The 15,415-nt window shown below is 72.4% G+C and carries 18 protein-coding genes; 9 read left to right on the top strand and 9 right to left on the bottom strand.

Annotation, left to right across the window (positions count from 1 at the left end; genetic code table 11):
* Positions 1-160: 160 nt before the first annotated feature.
* Positions 161-1,081, top strand: a complete 921-nt coding sequence (locus tag AC3RKA_RS10865) for an SDR family oxidoreductase (protein WP_489727256.1) — start codon at positions 161-163, stop codon at positions 1,079-1,081.
* Positions 1,082-1,111: 30 nt separating this feature from the next.
* Here AC3RKA_RS10865 and AC3RKA_RS10860 read toward each other — a convergent pair whose 3' ends face one another.
* Complete coding sequence (locus AC3RKA_RS10860; protein WP_489727605.1) at positions 1,112-1,813, bottom strand: ZIP family metal transporter; 702 nt, start codon at positions 1,811-1,813, stop codon at positions 1,112-1,114.
* 65 nt (positions 1,814-1,878) lie between these two features.
* A protein-coding gene (locus AC3RKA_RS10855; RefSeq protein ID WP_489727095.1) for an IS5 family transposase occupies positions 1,879-2,773 on the bottom strand; the annotation gives its coding sequence in 2 pieces (ribosomal slippage) (positions 1,879-2,415 and positions 2,417-2,773; 894 coding nt in all).
* 123 nt (positions 2,774-2,896) lie between these two features.
* Here AC3RKA_RS10855 and AC3RKA_RS10850 point away from each other — a divergent pair.
* Positions 2,897-3,157 (top strand): cold-shock protein, encoded by a 261-nt coding sequence (locus AC3RKA_RS10850; RefSeq protein ID WP_489727255.1) that lies wholly within the window; start codon positions 2,897-2,899, stop codon positions 3,155-3,157.
* 30 nt (positions 3,158-3,187) lie between these two features.
* On the opposite strand, the gene trpB is transcribed toward AC3RKA_RS10850, so the two are convergent.
* The gene (gene trpB, locus AC3RKA_RS10845; RefSeq protein ID WP_489727254.1) at positions 3,188-4,174 is read right to left on the bottom strand and encodes a tryptophan synthase subunit beta; all 987 of its coding nucleotides are present in this window, start codon (positions 4,172-4,174) and stop codon (positions 3,188-3,190) included.
* A 44-nt stretch (positions 4,175-4,218) separates the two neighbouring features.
* Positions 4,219-4,488, bottom strand: a complete 270-nt coding sequence (locus AC3RKA_RS10840; protein ID WP_489727253.1) for a hypothetical protein — start codon at positions 4,486-4,488, stop codon at positions 4,219-4,221.
* A 248-nt stretch (positions 4,489-4,736) separates the two neighbouring features.
* Between AC3RKA_RS10840 and AC3RKA_RS10835 the strand changes: the two genes are divergently transcribed.
* Positions 4,737-5,312 carry a hypothetical protein gene (locus tag AC3RKA_RS10835; protein WP_489727252.1) on the top strand — a complete coding sequence of 192 codons (576 nt, stop codon included), beginning with the start codon at positions 4,737-4,739 and terminating at the stop codon, positions 5,310-5,312.
* A gap of 245 nt (positions 5,313-5,557) precedes the next feature.
* Positions 5,558-5,938, top strand: a complete 381-nt coding sequence (locus tag AC3RKA_RS10830) for a hypothetical protein (protein WP_489727251.1) — start codon at positions 5,558-5,560, stop codon at positions 5,936-5,938.
* Positions 5,939-6,565: 627 nt separating this feature from the next.
* On the opposite strand, the gene AC3RKA_RS10825 is transcribed toward AC3RKA_RS10830, so the two are convergent.
* Positions 6,566-6,757 carry a hypothetical protein gene (locus AC3RKA_RS10825; protein ID WP_489727250.1) on the bottom strand — a complete coding sequence of 64 codons (192 nt, stop codon included), beginning with the start codon at positions 6,755-6,757 and terminating at the stop codon, positions 6,566-6,568.
* A 26-nt stretch (positions 6,758-6,783) separates the two neighbouring features.
* On the opposite strand from AC3RKA_RS10825, the gene AC3RKA_RS10820 reads away from it, so the two are divergent.
* A complete protein-coding gene (locus AC3RKA_RS10820; protein ID WP_489727249.1) occupies positions 6,784-7,281 on the top strand; it encodes a GNAT family N-acetyltransferase in 498 nt (165 codons plus the stop codon).
* Between the two features lie 83 nt (positions 7,282-7,364).
* Positions 7,365-8,429, top strand: coding sequence for a DMT family transporter (locus AC3RKA_RS10815; protein ID WP_489727248.1), 1,065 nt, complete (start codon positions 7,365-7,367; stop codon positions 8,427-8,429).
* A gap of 40 nt (positions 8,430-8,469) precedes the next feature.
* Here AC3RKA_RS10815 and AC3RKA_RS10810 read toward each other — a convergent pair whose 3' ends face one another.
* On the bottom strand, positions 8,470-9,705 hold the full coding sequence (locus AC3RKA_RS10810; RefSeq protein WP_489727247.1) for an MFS transporter: 1,236 nt from the start codon (positions 9,703-9,705) through the stop codon (positions 8,470-8,472).
* A gap of 24 nt (positions 9,706-9,729) precedes the next feature.
* On the opposite strand from AC3RKA_RS10810, the gene AC3RKA_RS10805 reads away from it, so the two are divergent.
* Positions 9,730-10,239: a MarR family winged helix-turn-helix transcriptional regulator gene (locus AC3RKA_RS10805; RefSeq protein WP_002855479.1), complete on the top strand. Its 510-nt coding sequence runs from the start codon at positions 9,730-9,732 to the stop codon at positions 10,237-10,239.
* A gap of 15 nt (positions 10,240-10,254) precedes the next feature.
* Here AC3RKA_RS10805 and AC3RKA_RS10800 read toward each other — a convergent pair whose 3' ends face one another.
* A complete protein-coding gene (locus AC3RKA_RS10800; RefSeq protein WP_002855478.1) occupies positions 10,255-11,073 on the bottom strand; it encodes a spermidine synthase in 819 nt (272 codons plus the stop codon).
* 424 nt (positions 11,074-11,497) lie between these two features.
* Between AC3RKA_RS10800 and AC3RKA_RS10795 the strand changes: the two genes are divergently transcribed.
* Both AC3RKA_RS10795 and AC3RKA_RS10790 read left to right on the top strand, forming a co-directional pair.
* The gene (locus tag AC3RKA_RS10795; RefSeq protein ID WP_098470991.1) at positions 11,498-12,382 is read left to right on the top strand and encodes an Ltp family lipoprotein; all 885 of its coding nucleotides are present in this window, start codon (positions 11,498-11,500) and stop codon (positions 12,380-12,382) included.
* Positions 12,383-12,461: 79 nt separating this feature from the next.
* Positions 12,462-12,941, top strand: a complete 480-nt coding sequence (locus AC3RKA_RS10790; protein WP_049158918.1) for an SRPBCC family protein — start codon at positions 12,462-12,464, stop codon at positions 12,939-12,941.
* Between the two features lie 42 nt (positions 12,942-12,983).
* Here AC3RKA_RS10790 and AC3RKA_RS10785 read toward each other — a convergent pair whose 3' ends face one another.
* Positions 12,984-14,063: an ABC transporter ATP-binding protein gene (locus AC3RKA_RS10785; RefSeq protein ID WP_020624545.1), complete on the bottom strand. Its 1,080-nt coding sequence runs from the start codon at positions 14,061-14,063 to the stop codon at positions 12,984-12,986.
* A gap of 82 nt (positions 14,064-14,145) precedes the next feature.
* Positions 14,146-15,165, bottom strand: coding sequence for a LacI family DNA-binding transcriptional regulator (locus AC3RKA_RS10780; RefSeq protein ID WP_489727246.1), 1,020 nt, complete (start codon positions 15,163-15,165; stop codon positions 14,146-14,148).
* Positions 15,166-15,415: the final 250 nt, after the last annotated feature.

The following is a 15,415-nucleotide window of genomic DNA, read 5'->3' as shown; positions in this document are numbered from 1 at the left end:
CACGCGTTTGGGGGCCATATCGCAGGGCTCGTCCCGGAAGGGGGGGTGGGGCATGTCCGGTGGCCCGGCGGTCAGCCGTGGCTCTGCTGGGGGGCTGCTCCCTACGCTCGGAGGACGGCGCGCAGACCGCGCGTCGCCCCGAGACCATGAGGAGCACCCCGTGGCGCACGACGACGCGAACACCACCACCACCGACCAGCTCACCCTGCAGGACCCCACGAAGCGCTACCCCGTGATCAGCCCGCCGGAGGAGACGCTGCCCGGCACCGGCCTGGACGCGGAGATGACGCCGAAGGCCGACCTGGGTGAGAAGTCCTACCGCGGCACCGGCCGTCTCGAGGGCCGCAAGGCACTCATCACCGGCGGCGACTCCGGCATCGGCGCGGCCACGGCGATCGCGTTCGCTCGCGAGGGCGCCGACGTCGTGATCAGCTACCTGCCCGAGGAGGAGAAGGACGCCCAGCACGTCCTCGAGGTCCTGCAGGCGGAGGGGCGCACCGCCGCCGGGATCCCCGGCGACCTGCGGGACAAGACGTTCTGCGCCGATCTCGTGGCCCAGGCGGTCGAGAAGCTCGGCGGGCTGGACGTGCTGGTGAACAACGGCGGCAAGCAGGTGGCGCAGGACTCGATCGAGGACATCGACGACGAGCAGCTCGAGGCCACCTTCGACATCAACATCCTGGCCCAGTTCCGCCTGGTCAAGGCCGCCCTGCCGCACCTGAAGCCGGGCTCCACGATCATCAACACCACCTCCGTGGTCGCCTACATGGCCCCGGAGCAGCTGGTGGACTACTCCGCCACCAAGGCCGCCATCAACACCTTCACGAAGGCCCTGGGCCAGCAGCTGGCCCCGAAGGGCATCCGCGTGAACGCCGTGGCGCCCGGTCCGATCTGGACCCCGCTGCAGCCCTCCGGCGGCCAGAAGCCGGAGGCCCTGCCGGAGTTCGGCCAGTCCACCCCGCTGGGCCGCGCCGGGCAGCCCACCGAGCTCGCCCCGGCGTACGTGTTCCTGGCCTCGCCGGAGTCCTCCTATGTGGTGGGCGCGACCATCCCGGTGACCGGCGGCATGCCCACCCCGTGACCGCAGCCGGGCGTTCCTGTCCCTGGGCGGTCACACCACCAGAGACAGGAACGCGCCGAGCGCGAAGCCGACCACGGTGAGCAGCCCGGCCTTCTCCCCGCCCTTCTCGCGGGCCTCGGGGATCATCGTGTCGATCAGCATGACCAGCAGGGCGCCGGCCGCGAACCCCTGGATGCCGCCGGTCAGGGCGGGGGAGGCGACGTCGGCGATCAGCCCGCCGCCCCACGTCGCCAGGGCGCAGACCACCGCCACGAGCGACCACTGGATCAGCAGGTGGCGACGCGTCTTGCCGCCGTCGAGGGAGTCGGCCGTGGCGGCGATGGACTCAGGCAGGTTGGACATGAAGATCGCCACGAGCAGCGCGAGGGACACGCCCTCGCCCGCGGCCAGCCCGATGCCCAGCACGAGCTGCTCCGGGATGCCGTCCAGCAGCGCGCCCACGGTCAGCGCCGCGCCCGAGGACGAGCCGCCGGACCTCGCGGCGGAGCGCTCCACCGCACGGTCGCCGAGGAAGTAGGCGGCCGCGCCGAGCGTCAGCCCGATGCCGACGGCGGCAGGCCCGGCCGCCTGCACGCCCGCCTCCGCGAGCTCGAAGGACACGGACGCGATCAGGGCGCCGGCGCCGAAGGCGAGCACGAGTCCGATCGTGCCCATGTGCCAGCGGCGCACGGTCGCCAGGACGGCGCCCACGAGCAGGGAGGACGCGGCGACGGCGCCCCACATCAGGGTCATCACGGCAGCCAGGCTACGCGCTGGCCGGGCACGCCGCCGGGCCGGACTCGCGGCAACGTGCCTGCCTAGGGCATGTCTGACAATCGTTTTGACCATGCGAGCACAGCATTCAGGACCAGAGCGGCCCTGTAGATGATCGCGTACTTGTCATACCGGGTCGCCAGACCCCGCCACTGCTTCAGGTGAGCGTACTGACGCTCGATGACGTTGCGGCCCTTGTAGGCGTCCGCGTCGAGGCTGACGGGGCGCCCGCCGCGGGCACCGCGCCGTCTGCGGTGGCCCTGCTGGTCGGCCGGTTCGGGGATGACCGCTTTGATCCCACGGGCACGTAGGTGGGTGCGGATCGCCCGGGAGGAGTACGCCTTATCGCCCAGCACGGCCTCGGGGCGGGTCCGGGGCCGCCCTACTGGCCGGGTCACGCGCAGCTGCTCCAGAAGAGGAAGCAGCATCGGGGAGTCCCCTGCCTGGCCGGGGGTGATCAGGCTGACCAGCGGCAGCCCGGTCCCATCGACGAGCTGATGGATCTTCGTGCTCAGCCCGCCACGGGAGCGCCCGATGCCGTGATCGGCCGGCTCCTCACGCGGATTCTTGTAGTTCGATCCATCCCCCTGTGTGGCGGGTGATGTTCGTCGCGTGCTGGTGGGCGCGGGCGATCGTGGAGTCCACCGAGACCGACCAATCGATCAGGCCTTCGGCGTCAGCGGCGGCGGTCAGCGTGGCCAGCACCGTGTCCCAGGTGCCCTCTTCAGCCAAGCGCCGATGCCAGGTCCACACGGTCTGCCAGGGCCCGTAGACCTCGGGCAGATCCCTCCAAGCGATTCCGCACCGGTACCGGTAGATGATCGCCTCCACCATGGTGCGGGCGTCGGCGAACGGCCTGCCGGCGCGGCCGGTCCGGGTCGGGAGCATCGGGGCGATCAACTCCCATTGGGCGTCGGAGAGCATCTGGAACCGGGACATGTCCCCAGGGTCTCAGCTGACTCGTGCATCTATTCTCAGACACGCCCTAGGTCACTCTTGACTCCAGCATCCACGGCGAGCCCTGCCGCCCTCCCGCTCCCTGCCCACTGACGGAGATGACCGATGAACCGCAATGCACGTCTCGGACGAGTGGTCACGTGGGATCGTGATGGCGGCTGGGGCGTGATCGACAGCGAGGCGACGCCCGGGGGGTGCTGGGTCCATTTCAGTCACCTGCCCATCCTCGGTTCCGTCCCATCCAGCCTCACGGTCGGCGAGGAAGTGGAGTTCTTGTTCGAGGCACTGGAGGCCCACAACGATCAGGACGGGTTTCTCTACCGGGCCGTTGCCGTGCACCCCCTGGACGGGGGACTGCCGCGCTGACCGGGCACGCCGCCGGGCCGCCGCCTCAGCTCACCGCACGACCTCGTCCGCCTCGCCCGTGAGACCGAGCTTCTCGGCCACGTAGTCCACGTCCTTGTCCCCGCGGCCGGAGAGGTTGACCAGGATCCGCTCGTCCCGGCCCATCTGCGGGGCGAGGCGGATCGCGTGCGCCACGGCGTGCGCGGACTCGAGCGCGGGGATGACGCCCTCGAGCCTCGTGAGCCGCTGGAACGCGTCGAGCACGGCCGCGTCGTCCTCGGCCACGTACCGGACGCGGCCGACGCGCGCGAAGTGGGCGTGCTGCGGGCCGACGCCCGGGTAGTCCAGGCCCGAGGCGATCGAGTGCACGGGGTCCGGGGTGCCGTCGTCGTCGGCGAGGACGAGGGTGGCCATGCCGTGGAGGACGCCGTCGCGGCCCTGGGTCATGGTCATCGCGTGCTCGCCCTTGGCCGAGGAGCGACCGCCGGGCTCGACGCCCACGAGCGCGACGTCGGCGTCGTCGAGGAACGCGGTGAACGCGCCGATCGCGTTGGAGCCGCCGCCCACCGCGGCGACGACGGCGCTCGGCAGCGCCCCGAACCGCTCCTGGAACTGGGCGCGGGCCTCACGGCCGACCACGGACTGGAAGTCGCGGATCATCGTGGGGAACGGGTGCGGTCCCACCACGGAGCCGATCGCGAACAGGTACTTCTCCGGGTCCGCCGCGTACACCTCGAACGCGGAGTCCACGGCCTCCTTCAGGGAGCGGCCCTCGCGCTCCACCGAGACCACCTTCGTGCCGAGCAGGCGCATGCGCACCACGTTGGGGTGCTGCTTGGCCACGTCGATCGCGCCCATGTGGATCTCGCAGTCGAGGCCGACCATCGCGGCCGCCGTCGCCAGGGCCACGCCGTGCTGGCCGGCGCCGGTCTCCGCGATCAGGCTGCGCTTGCCCATGCGCTTGGCGAGCAGCGCCTCGCCGATCGTGTGGTTGATCTTGTGGGCGCCCGTGTGGTTCAGGTCCTCGCGCTTGAGCACGATCCGTGCGCCGCCGAGCTCGTCGGAGAGGCGGTCCAGCGGGGTCAGGGGGAGGGGCGCCCGACGGCGTCGCGCAGCAGGCGTCGGTATTCGGCGTAGAACTCGGGGTCCTGGCGCGCCTCGGCGTACGCGCGGGCGACCTCGGCCATGGGGCCGGCCAGCTGCGGGGGCAGGTGGGCGCCGCCGTACTGGCCGAACATGCCGTCCGCGGAGACGTCCAGGTCCGGGGTGGTGACGAGGTCGCAGGCCTCGGCGAGGGTGCGGGGTTCGGTGGCGCCTCTCAGGGCGTTGTCCTCGGGGTTGCGGTGGGTCATCGGGGGTCCTCCTGGGATGGGGCCCGCCGAGCCGCTCATGACCGAGCCGCCCGGCAGGCGAGCGGCTCGTCGTGTCAGATGCGCATGACCGGGGGCCGCCCTCAGGCGGTCCACCACTGCTGCGCGTGCATCTGCATGGGGCCAGCGTACTGCACGTCGGGGCTGGCCTGCGTCTCACCATGTGGCTGCACATCTCAGAATATGGACACTGCTCCCCGTCTCAGTGAATCGCGATTCACGCTGGGTCCATGACCATCGCCGCCGTCGACACCCCGTCCCTGACCGCCGAGGCCGCCGCTGTGCTTGCCGACACTCCGGGCATGCGGTACGCCGAGTTCCTCACCGCCGCCCCCGCAGTGCCCGGCATCGTGGCCGTGGTGGCCGAGGAGTCAGCCCGTGCCGCCCTGGGCCTCACCTCCGCCGCCGGCGACGTCCTCGCCGTCGACGCGGCCGACGAGAGCCTGCAGTGCCGCGAGGTGCGCGCCGCCTTCCAGTCCGGTCGTACCGGCGTCTCACCGCTGCGCCAGGCGTTCGCCGCCCTGCTGGCGGGCGAGCTCGGCCTGGACGTGGAGCGCACCAGCCCGGGTGCGGCGGGGACGGGCTTCGCCCTCACCCCGGAGTCCGAGGAGACGCTCACGGCGTGGATGCGGGAGCACCTGACGCTGCGCGCCTGGGTCGCCCAGGACGCCTCCGCCCTCGAGGGGGTCGCCCGAGAGGTGGCCGCCGACCTCGCCCCGGTCCTGCAGCCGGGCGCCCTGGAGGCCCCCGTGGCGCAGCGGGTCGCGGCCATGCGGGCCTCCGCCCGCCGGTCCGCCACCCTCTGAGCCGGCCGGTCGCCTCGGCCTCAAGGGAGTGGGATCGGGGGCTGGAGTGCCCCTTTCTCGTTTAGAGTTCCTTACGCGTTCATCGCTTCCCGTTTCTTCTTCGAGAATGGACCACTATGACTCAGTCCGCGTCTGTCCCAGAGGGATCTTCCGACACCTCGGCGGAGCCTGCAACTGCCCCTCATCAGTGGGGGCACGGCTTCCAGCCCGGGGGAGCCCCCGGGTCTGCGTCGAAGAAGGGAAAGGTGAAGAAGCCCCGCGGGGGGAAGTTGCGGGTGAATTGGCCGGTCGCTCGTTTCTGGTGGGCTTTGGCTATGCTCATCGGATTCTTTCTATCCTTCATCGCGACTATTCCAAGCGGGGCCGCGGGGGACTGGTCGAAGGACTTGAGCGCTACCGAGATTAAGTATTCCTTTCAGGCGAATGATGCGAACAGCGCGCCTCAGCAGGCCGTATTGAACGGCTGGTACACGAATGATCTCTTGAGCATCCAAGGAAAAATCGCCGGGGACCAACGCGATCAGTCCCATCGTCTTACGGCACTTGTCTTCTTCCTGGGGCTTGGTCTCCTGGGGGACCTGGTGCTGCGTAATGCAGAGGCCTTTCGGGAAGGCAAGGGGAGCTGAAGCTCAGTTCTGCTCACCATGGCAGGGCGCCCTGATCTCTGGCGGTTCCAGCAGGAGGCGGCGTGCGAGCACCCCTGGTCACTCGAAGGGCACTTCTAGGACATAAAACGTAGAGGGGAGAGCCGACTGCATAGCGTCCTCCCTCACTGTCGCCCAATGAGCTCCCAGGGGGCAAACGTGACTAAGGTGCAGGTGCTTTCCTTGTCCCTTTGCGAAGCCCACAGATGCGACGGGGATGTTTTTCGGGACTGGTAAGGCCCGGGGCGTGCGGGCAAGGGCTCGTCACTCCGCGGCGCTGAGCATCAGTGTGACGTCCTGCTGGGCTCGCAGGGTTTCGCCCGCATCGGCGGCGGGGGAGCGTCGGGGCGCTCGGTCTGGTCATACTGCAAGGGGCCGTCCTTGAGCCGGCCGATGGCCTTCTCGGGCTTTCTCCCAGCACTCGCCAGCTGGGTCCAGATGTTGCGGGAGGAGAAAGCCCTGCAGCGTGAGGGTCTTGGTCGCCGCCCACCTTGTCGAAGTAGACGTCGAGGCCGTCCGGGGCCGCCTCCGTGCGCGGGTCCGCCACGCCGAGGCAGGCGAGGTCAGGCACGGAGGCGCCCACAGCGATGTCCGAGGCGCGGGATTCGGTCACGGTGCCGACCCCGCCGCCGTCGAGGGGGCGCCCACCTCGATCGGGGCCATGTCGGACGCGACGTCGTTCATGTGGCCACGCATGCACGGGCCCACGGACATGAAGGTGTTGGCGACGAGCACCTGGCCCTCCTCCAGCTCCGGGAGGGTCATGGTCTCGAGGCGGAAGTCCTCCTGGGTGGGGATCACCCCGCGGCCGCTGACAGGATGGGTGCATGAAGCACGAGATCGTCCTCACCCGCGGGGACCTCACCCTGCGCCCCCTCACCCCCGACGACGGCCCCGCCCTGCGCGAGCTCGTGGACGCGGCCATGTGGGCGGGGAACAGCGCGCCCCTGCCGGTGGACGGCGCGGCCATGTCCGCACACCTCGCCGAGCTGATCGAGCGGGAGGGCACCGTCGCGTTCGCCGTCGAGCAGGGCGGGGAGCTGGTGGGGCGCACGAGCCTCTATGACTTGGTGCCGGGGCTGCGGGTGGAGGTGGGGCACACGGTCTACGCCCGTCGGGTGTGGGGTACCTCCGTGAACCCCGGCTGCAAGCTGCTGCTGTTCGGGCACGCGTTCGAGGAATGGGCGCTGGAGCGGGTGGCCCTGCGCTGCGACCACCGCAACGCCCGTTCGCACGCCGCCATCGCCCGCCTGGGGGCGACGTTCGAGGGCACTCTGCGCCGCTTCCGCCCGGCGGCGGACGGCACGATCGCCGACGTCGACTAATTCAGCGTGGTGCGCGAGGAGTGGCCCGCGGTGTGCGCCGGGCTCGAGGCGCGCCTGGCCGCCTAGGGGTGTACAACGGGGGGATGCCACCCGAATCCACTGCCCCGCCCGCCGAGCGCGGACCCGCCCGCCCCCGCCCGCCCGCCGAGCGCGGACCCGCCCGCCCCCGCCCGGCCGACGTCGCCGCCCGCCCGGACGCCCCTTCTCCGCGGGCGACCGCCCTGCTGTTCGCGCTCGCGGTGGCCGCCGGCTCCGTGATGCCGCTGCAGGGCCGCATCAACTCCCGCCTCGCCCACCTGACGGGCGACCCCGTCCTCGCCGCCCTGTGCTCCTTCGCGGCGGGCCTGGTCGTCATGGTGCTCGTGAGCGTGCTGACGCCGCGGGGCCGCCGGGGCCTGGCCCGCATCCGCCCGGCCCTCGCCGCGGGGTCCGTGCGCCCGTGGTACGCGGTGGCGGGCGTGATCGGCGGGCTCCTGGTGCTCACCCAGTCCGCGACGATCGGTCCCCTCGGCGTGGCCGTGTTCACGGTCGCCGTGGTCACCGGGCAGGTGGTCGGCGGGATGGTCGTGGACCGGCTCGGGCTCAGCCCCGCCGGGGTGCAGCGCCTGACGCCGCGGCGCCTCACGGGGGCGGCGCTGGCCCTGGCCGCGGTCGCCCTCGTGGTGTGGCCCAAGCTCGGCGAGGCCGGCGGCGGGCCCGGCTGGGCGCTGCTGGCCCTGCTGCCCCTGCTGGCCGGCCTGGCCACCGCCGGGCAGCAGGTGTTCAACGCCCGTCAGACCACGGCCTACGGCACCGCCATCCCGGCGACCCTGGTCAACTTCACCGCCGGCGTCCTCTTCCTCGGGATCGTGTGGGGCGGGATCGCCCTGGCCTCCGGCCACGGCATGCCCGCGCTGCCGCACGACTGGCGGCTCTACCTCGGCGGCCCGCTGGGGTGCGTGTTCATCGGGGTGGGCGCCATGGTCGTCCCGCGCCTGGGCGTCTTCGCCGCCACCCTCGGCCTGGTCTCGGGCAACCTCCTGGGCTCCCTCGTGGTGGACCTGGTGGCCCCCACTGACGGATCCACGGTCACCACGACGACGGTGCTGGGCACCCTGGGCGCCCTCGCCGCCGTCACGCTCGCGTCGTGGCCGGCGCGGCGCCGGTAGCGTCGCCCGCGGCGGCAGGCCGCCGTCACCGCGCGGGACCTCAGGCGCGGGCCGCGGCCCCCCGCCGTCCGTGTCGGCGTCCGTGCATCACGAAGTAGTACCCGGCGGCGATCACCAGCACACCCGCCAGGGCCGCGTACATGGCGCCGTAGCCGGCCGAGGCCACGAGCCCGCCGAGGAGCACGGGGCCCAGGCCCAGCCCCACGTCCGCGAACAGCATGAGGGTGGAGATGCCGGCGCCGAGCTGGTGGGAGGGCACCGCGTTCACGGCGATCGCCTGGGCCGCGGGCATGAGCGTGCCGTAGCCGAGGCCGCTCAGCGCCCCGGCCAGCACCACCTGCCAGTCGCGCGTGGCGAAGGCCAGCACCAGGAGCGCGGCCGTGAAGCAGAGGAGGGCGGGGTAGACGACGGCGTCGTCCCCCCGGCGGTCCTGCAGGGTGCCCAGGGTGAGGCGCATGACGAGCATCGCCGCGGCGTAGGCCAGGAAGAAGAGGCCGGCGCCGGCTGCGAGCCCGCGCTCCACCGAGTAGGCGTTCAGGTAGGTGAGGATCCCGGCGTAGCTCAGGCCCACCAGCAGCATGAAGCCGCTGATCGGCAGCACCGCCGGGTGCAGCACGGAGCGCAGGCGGAAGCCCACCGCGGGGGCGGGGTGCTCCAGGGGGACCTCGCCGGCGGCGCGCTCGCCGTCGACACCCGCAGCGGCGGGTGCCTCGCGCACCAGCAGGCCCAGCACGAGGCTGACCACCGTGATCCCCAGAGTCACCCGGAACAGCCACGCGTAGCCGATGGAGCCGGCGAGGAACAGCCCCAGGGCGGGTCCGATCGCGGTGGCCAGGGTGGTGCCCAGCGCGAGGTGGCCGGTGGCCTCCGCGCGTCGCCCGTCGGGAATGGCCGCCTGGGCCAGGGCCATGACGGCGGTGCTCGCGAAGGCGTAGCTGGCGCCGTGGAGCATGCGCACCGCCACGAGGGCCGGCAGCGAGGAGGCGACGAGGTAGAGCGTGCAGGACAGCGCGACGGCGACCAGGGCCACCACCAGGACGCGGCGCTTGCCGAAGCGGTCCACCACGTGGCCGGTGACCACGCGGCTGAGGGTGGCACCGATGACGAAGGCGCTCGAGGCCAGCCCCGCCCCAGCGTCCGAGGCGGCGAACTGCCGGACCGCGTACACGGCCATGGTGGTGACGAGGGCGTAGAACGCGAGGAACTGGAGGAAGGAGACCACCCAGGCGAGGACGAAGGTGGGGGAGGCGATGCGTTCCTGCTCGGCGATTTGCATGATGCAAAAGGTAGCATCGTTTGCATGATGCAATCATCTGAGGGGGCGTGGGCCGACCCGGTCCGCGGGATCATGTACGAGCACATGCTCCTGCTGCGGGTGGCCACGCAGGGGGTGGCCCCCTACGGCCGGTCGAGCGCGCTGGAGCGCAGCGCCACCGTGCTGCTCGCCCGCCTGGAGGCGGGCGGGGCCATGAGCGTCGCCGAGCTGGCCGACGCCTTCGACCTCGACGTCTCCACCGTCCACCGGCAGGTGGCCGCCGCCATGAAGGCCGGCCTCGTCGAGCGGGTGGCGGACCCCGACGGCGGCTCCGCCCGGCTGCACCGCCCCACGGAGGAGGGGCGCGCCCGCCTCGCCGCGGAGCTGAGCTCCCGCGCGGACAACGTGGCGCAGATCGTCGCCTCCTGGCCCGCCGAGGACGTCGTCGAGTTCAGCAGGCTCCTGCGTCGATTCAACGAGGGGGCGGAGGAGCGCCGGGGCCACCCGTGGCCCCGGCCGCAGACGGGCCCCGGTGCGGAGGACCCCCGGCCCTGAGCACCGCGCCCGCCCTCAGGCGCGACGGATGCGGGAGGCCAGCGCGGCCGACTCCGCCGGGTCCAGCACAGCCGCCGGATGCGGCCCCGCCGCGGCGAGGCGTTCCGTGCAACCGGCCTCTCCCAGCGGCGCCCCCGCGGCCAGCACGACGTTGCCCCAGTCCAGGCGCTCCAGCATCCCCCGGTCCGCGAGCGTCCACGGGCCGGGCACCCCGGCCTCGGCGGCCGCCTCCTCGAGGGCGCCCAGCTCGGCGCCCAGGAAGCGCAGGCCGGCGTCGTCGCCGATGTTCACCAGCAGCACCCCGCCCGCCGTCAGCAGCTCGAGCAGCTCCCCGTAGAACACGGCGCCGCGCAGGTGCTCGGCGCCCTCCTCGCCGGTGCCGATGTCCAGCACGACGGCGTCGAACCGCTCCCCGTCCATCGCGAGGTCGACGGCGGCCAGGCGCGCGTCCGCGACCACGGAGACGAGGTCCGTGCCCGCCGGCAGGGGCAGCTCGGCGAGCACGAAGGACACGAGCTCCCGGTCCAGGTCGACCACCGTCTGCTCCGAGCCGGGCCGGGTCGCCTGGAGGTAGCGCGGCAGGGTCAGCGCGCCCGCACCGAGGTGCAGGACCCGCACCGGCGCGCCCGTCGGGGAGGCCGCGTCGAGCACGTGGGCCATGCGGCGCAGGTACTCGTAGCGGATGCGCGCGGGGTCGGCCAGGTCCACGTGGGACTGGACGGCCCCGCCGATCTCCAGGACGAACCCGCCGAACTCGTCGGGGGTGATGCGGGCGTCCACGCCCGACGTGGACAGGTGGACGGTGTGGCCGGAGGGGGAGGGCTGGGCGGGCATGCCCCCAGCATCGCACCCCTGAGCACGACGGCCGGATCAGTCAGGCCGCCCCCGCTCTCACCGTCGACGGCGCCGACCGGTGCCGCGACTGCCTGCGCACCCGGCGCCAGAAGGACATCCCCGTGCTCGTGTTCCCCGACGGCGACCACCAGGTGGAGCCGACCAACGAGGAGACCGCGGCCAAGCTCACCGCATCGGGCCTGATCTGAGGTCAGGGGCCACGCGGCCCCGGCACAGGAACCGCGGCGTGGACGCCAGACCCAGGACCAGACCGCACAGGATCACGGCCGCGCCCATGTCCTGCGCGGGGCGGACACCGTTATCGTGTCCGCTGGGTCGTTACTGTGAGGATGGTGAACACTCGCCGAGTGTTCGCTTCCTATCGCTGGAGGCCGACCGCCTCCCCTCGTCGAAGGAGAGCGCCATGCTCCGTCCTCGTCTTGCCCGCCCCACCGCACTCCTGACCGCTGGCCTTGCCGCGCTCGCCCTGCTCACCGGATGCTCCGTCGATGGGGACGCCGCAGCCGGGTCGTCCGCCGGCTCGCCCTCCGCCGCATCGTCCTCGAGTGGGGCGTCCTCGTCTGGCCGGGTCTCCGACGGCGCGGCGCCCTCCTCGTCCCGCGCGGCCGGCTCGTCGTCTGCGGTTGCGAGCGCCAGCCGTGCCGTGGAGTCCTCGCAGGCGGCCGAGGCCAGCCGTGCCGCTGCCGCCTCGAGGGAGGCCGAGAAGTCCGCCGCGGCCGCCGCAGCCGAGGCGTCCCGATCCGCCGAGGCCGAGGCCGAGGCCGTGGCGGAAGCGGAGCGTGAGGCGGAGGCATCGGCCGAAGTCGAAGTGGCGGCCGCCGAGGAGGAGTCGGCCGCGTCGGCGGGTGGCGACGGGCTGTCAGCGGAGGGACAGCAGGCCGTGCGACAGGCGCAGTCGTATCTGAGCTTCACCGCCTTCTCCCGGAGCGGCCTGATCGATCAGCTCGAGTTCGAGGGTTTCTCGAACGCCGACGCCACAGCGGCCGTGGACAGCCTGGACGTGGACTACGCGGCGCAGGCTGTGAAGCAAGCCCAGTCGTACCTGACTCACACGGCGTTCTCACGGACCGGTCTGATCGACCAGCTCGAGTTCGAGGGCTACTCGAATGCTGACGCGACGGCCGCCGTCGACGGCCTGGGCATCGACTACAACGAGCAGGCCGCGAAGCAGGCCCAGTCGTACCTGAGCCACTCCGCGTTCTCCCGTGCCGGTCTCATCGACCAGCTCATGTTCGAGGGCTACTCCGCCTCCCAGGCCGAGTACGGCGTCGATGCCGCCGGACTGTGAGTCCGGGTCGGCGGGCCGGGCACCCGGCCCGGTCCGCCGACCCTCTCGACGACGGTGTGGGAAGGTCTAGCGTGACGGCATGGAGCACATCGACGAGACCGCCCTGCCCGCCCCTGAGGACCGCGTCGTGTCCGCGACCCGTCACGTCGACGCGCCGGCCGGCGTCGTCTTCGAGCTGATCGCGGACCCCTCCCGCCAGCCCGAGTGGGACGGCAACGACAACCTGGCCGAGGCCGCCCCCGGGCAGCGGGTGACCGCCGTCGGGGACGTGTTCGTCATGACCCTGCAGAAGGGCGTGGACCGCGCGAACCACGTGGTCGAGTTCGAGGAGGGCCGCCGCATCGCCTGGAAGCCCTCCGAGGTCGGCGGGGAGCCGTTCGGCCAGCTGTGGCGGTGGGAGGTCGAGGGCGACGACGAGGGCGGCTGCCGCGTCACCCACACCTATGACTGGACCGCCCTCACCGACCCGAAGCGCGTCCAGAAGGCGCTGCGGACCGGTGAAGAGCAGCTCCGCGCGTCGATCGACCGGCTCGCGGAGCTGGCAGAGCGCCAGGGCTGAGGGCAGGCGACGCCCGCCGCCGTCGTGCGCCCCGCGCCGCCGTCAGCGGTTGAGTCGCTCGCCGGTCTCGGCGTGGAACAGGTGCACGCGCTCCGGGTCCGGGACCACGTGCACCACGGACCCCTTCTCCGGCGCCGTGTAGCCCACCGTCCGCAGGGTGATGAGCCGCTCCTCGCCGCCGATCGTCGCGTGACCGTACACGTACGCGTCCGCGCCGAGCTCCTCCACGGTGTCCACCTCCACGGGCAGGCCGGCGGCGTCGTCGCTGACCACCAGGTTCTCGGGGCGTACGCCGAGGTCCACCGCCGTGCCGGCGTCGGCCAGATCCTCCCGCGGCACGGGGATGACCGTCTCGCCCCAGTGCACGCCCTCGTGCGTGGCGGGCATGCGGAAGATGTTCATGGCGGGGGAGCCGATGAACCCGGCGACGAACACGTTCATCGGGCGCTCGTAGAGGTTGCGCGGCGTGTCCACCTGCTGGAGGCGGCCCTCCTTGAGGACCGCCACCCGGTCGCCCATGGTCATGGCCTCGGTCTGGTCATGGGTCACGTACACGGTGGTGGTGCCCAGACGGCGGGTCAGGTTGGCGATCTGGGCGCGGGTCTGCACGCGCAGCTTCGCGTCCAGGTTGGAGAGCGGCTCGTCCATGAGGAACACCTGCGGGTCGCGCACGATCGCCCGGCCCATGGCCACGCGCTGACGCTGACCTCCGGAGAGGGCCTTCGGCTTGCGGTCCAGGTACTCGGTCAGGTCCAGCAGCTTCGCGGCGTCCTCGACGCGGCGGCGCCGCTCGTCTGCGGGGACGCCGGCGATCTTCAGGGCGAAGCCCATGTTGTCCGCCACGGTCATGTGCGGGTACAGGGCGTAGTTCTGGAACACCATCGCGATGTCCCGGTCCTTGGGGTCCACGTCGGTGACGTCCCGGTCGCCGATCAGGATGCTGCCGTGGGAGAGCTCCTCGAGACCGGCGAGCATGCGCAGGGAGGTGGACTTGCCGCAGCCGGAGGGGCCCACGAGCACGAGGAACTCGCCGTCGGCGATCTCCAGGTCGAGGGAGTCGACGGCGGGGCGGGGGGAGCCGGGGTACTGGCGGCTGGCGGAGCGGAAGGTCACGGAGGCCATGGTGGGGTTCCTTTCACGGGCAGGTACGTGCCCGACGGTCCGAGGTGAAGGAGAGGGGTGGGTGAGGGTCGGGGCTGACGGTCTACGGCGGCGCGGTGCTCGCCCTCGGCCGCAGGGCCAGGTGGTGCATGATCCGGTGGGGGTGGGCGGCGCCGTCGAGGGCGCCGAGCGCCAGGCGGACGGCGCGGCGGCCCTGCTCGAGCGGGTTCTGGTCCACGGTGCTGATGCCCAGGCGGGCGGCCTCGGGGTGGCCGTCCAGGCCCATCACGGACACGTCCTCGGGCACACGCAGCCCCAGGGAGTGGGCTGCCATCCAGGTGCCCATGGCCATCTCGTCCGAGATGCACATGACCGCCGTCGGCCGGCGCCGCGGGTCGGCGAGGAGGGCGCGCGCCTGGTGGTAGGTGCCGCCGATGGTGAAGTCCGCGGGCACCATCCAGTCGGCCGGCGTGCGCACCCCGGTGGCGGCGAGGGCGTGCAGGAACCCGCGGGTGCGCTCGGTGCTGACCTGGAACTCGATGTCCTCGTCCACGCGGCCCACGTAGGCGATGTCCCGGTGTCCGAGCTCCAGCAGGTGCTCGGTGGCCATCCGGGCGGCGCGGGCGTGGTCCACCTGGACCGCGGTGAACCAGTCGGGCAGGGTCTCGCCCGCCGGCAGGCGGCCGCCGATGGCGATCACGGGCCGGCCGAGGCGTTCGAGTCCGGCGAACTCGAACACGCTCAGCCGGAACGAGAGGGTGATCAGGGCGTCCAGCCGCCGCCGGGGCAGCAGTTCGGAGATGACCGTGGATCGACGTTCCGGGTCCTGGCCTACGTCGTAGAGCGTGAGGTCGTACCCGTGCCGCACGAGCTCGTCCGCGGCGCCCTCGAGCACGGCGGCGAAGAACCACCGGTGGACGGAGGGGGTCACCAGCCCGATGTTGCGGGTGCGGCCCGAGGCGAGCGAAGAAGCGGCGGAGTCCGCCACGTAGCCGAGCGTGGCGACGGCCTCCTGGACTCGGGTGCGCGTGGCGGCCGCCACGGGGCCGGAGCCGGTGAGGGCGCGGGAGGCGGTGGCGGTGGAGACCCCGGCCATGCGGGCGACGTCCTTGATGCCGACCATCGGCGGTCCTCCTCCCGGTTCATGGGGTTCTGCGGCGGGGCGGGTGCACGACGGCGGCGGGCCGGGGGTCGATGCGTGGCACCAGAGTACGGCACGGCAGGCGCGGTGGTGGAAGCGCTTCCATTCCGGTTTCAGCCGGTCCTGACCTCCGCCCCCACTCCCGCATGCCCGTGTTCATGCGGGAGTGCACCTCTGTGTGGCGCATCACAGTGGAAGCGTTTACACTCCTGGGGACTGACTCCTTCAGCCG

This window comes from Micrococcus sp. iso_229, assembly GCF_058072725.1.
Note: the sequence above shows the minus strand (reverse complement) of the source record. Positions and strands in the feature narration are given on the sequence as shown.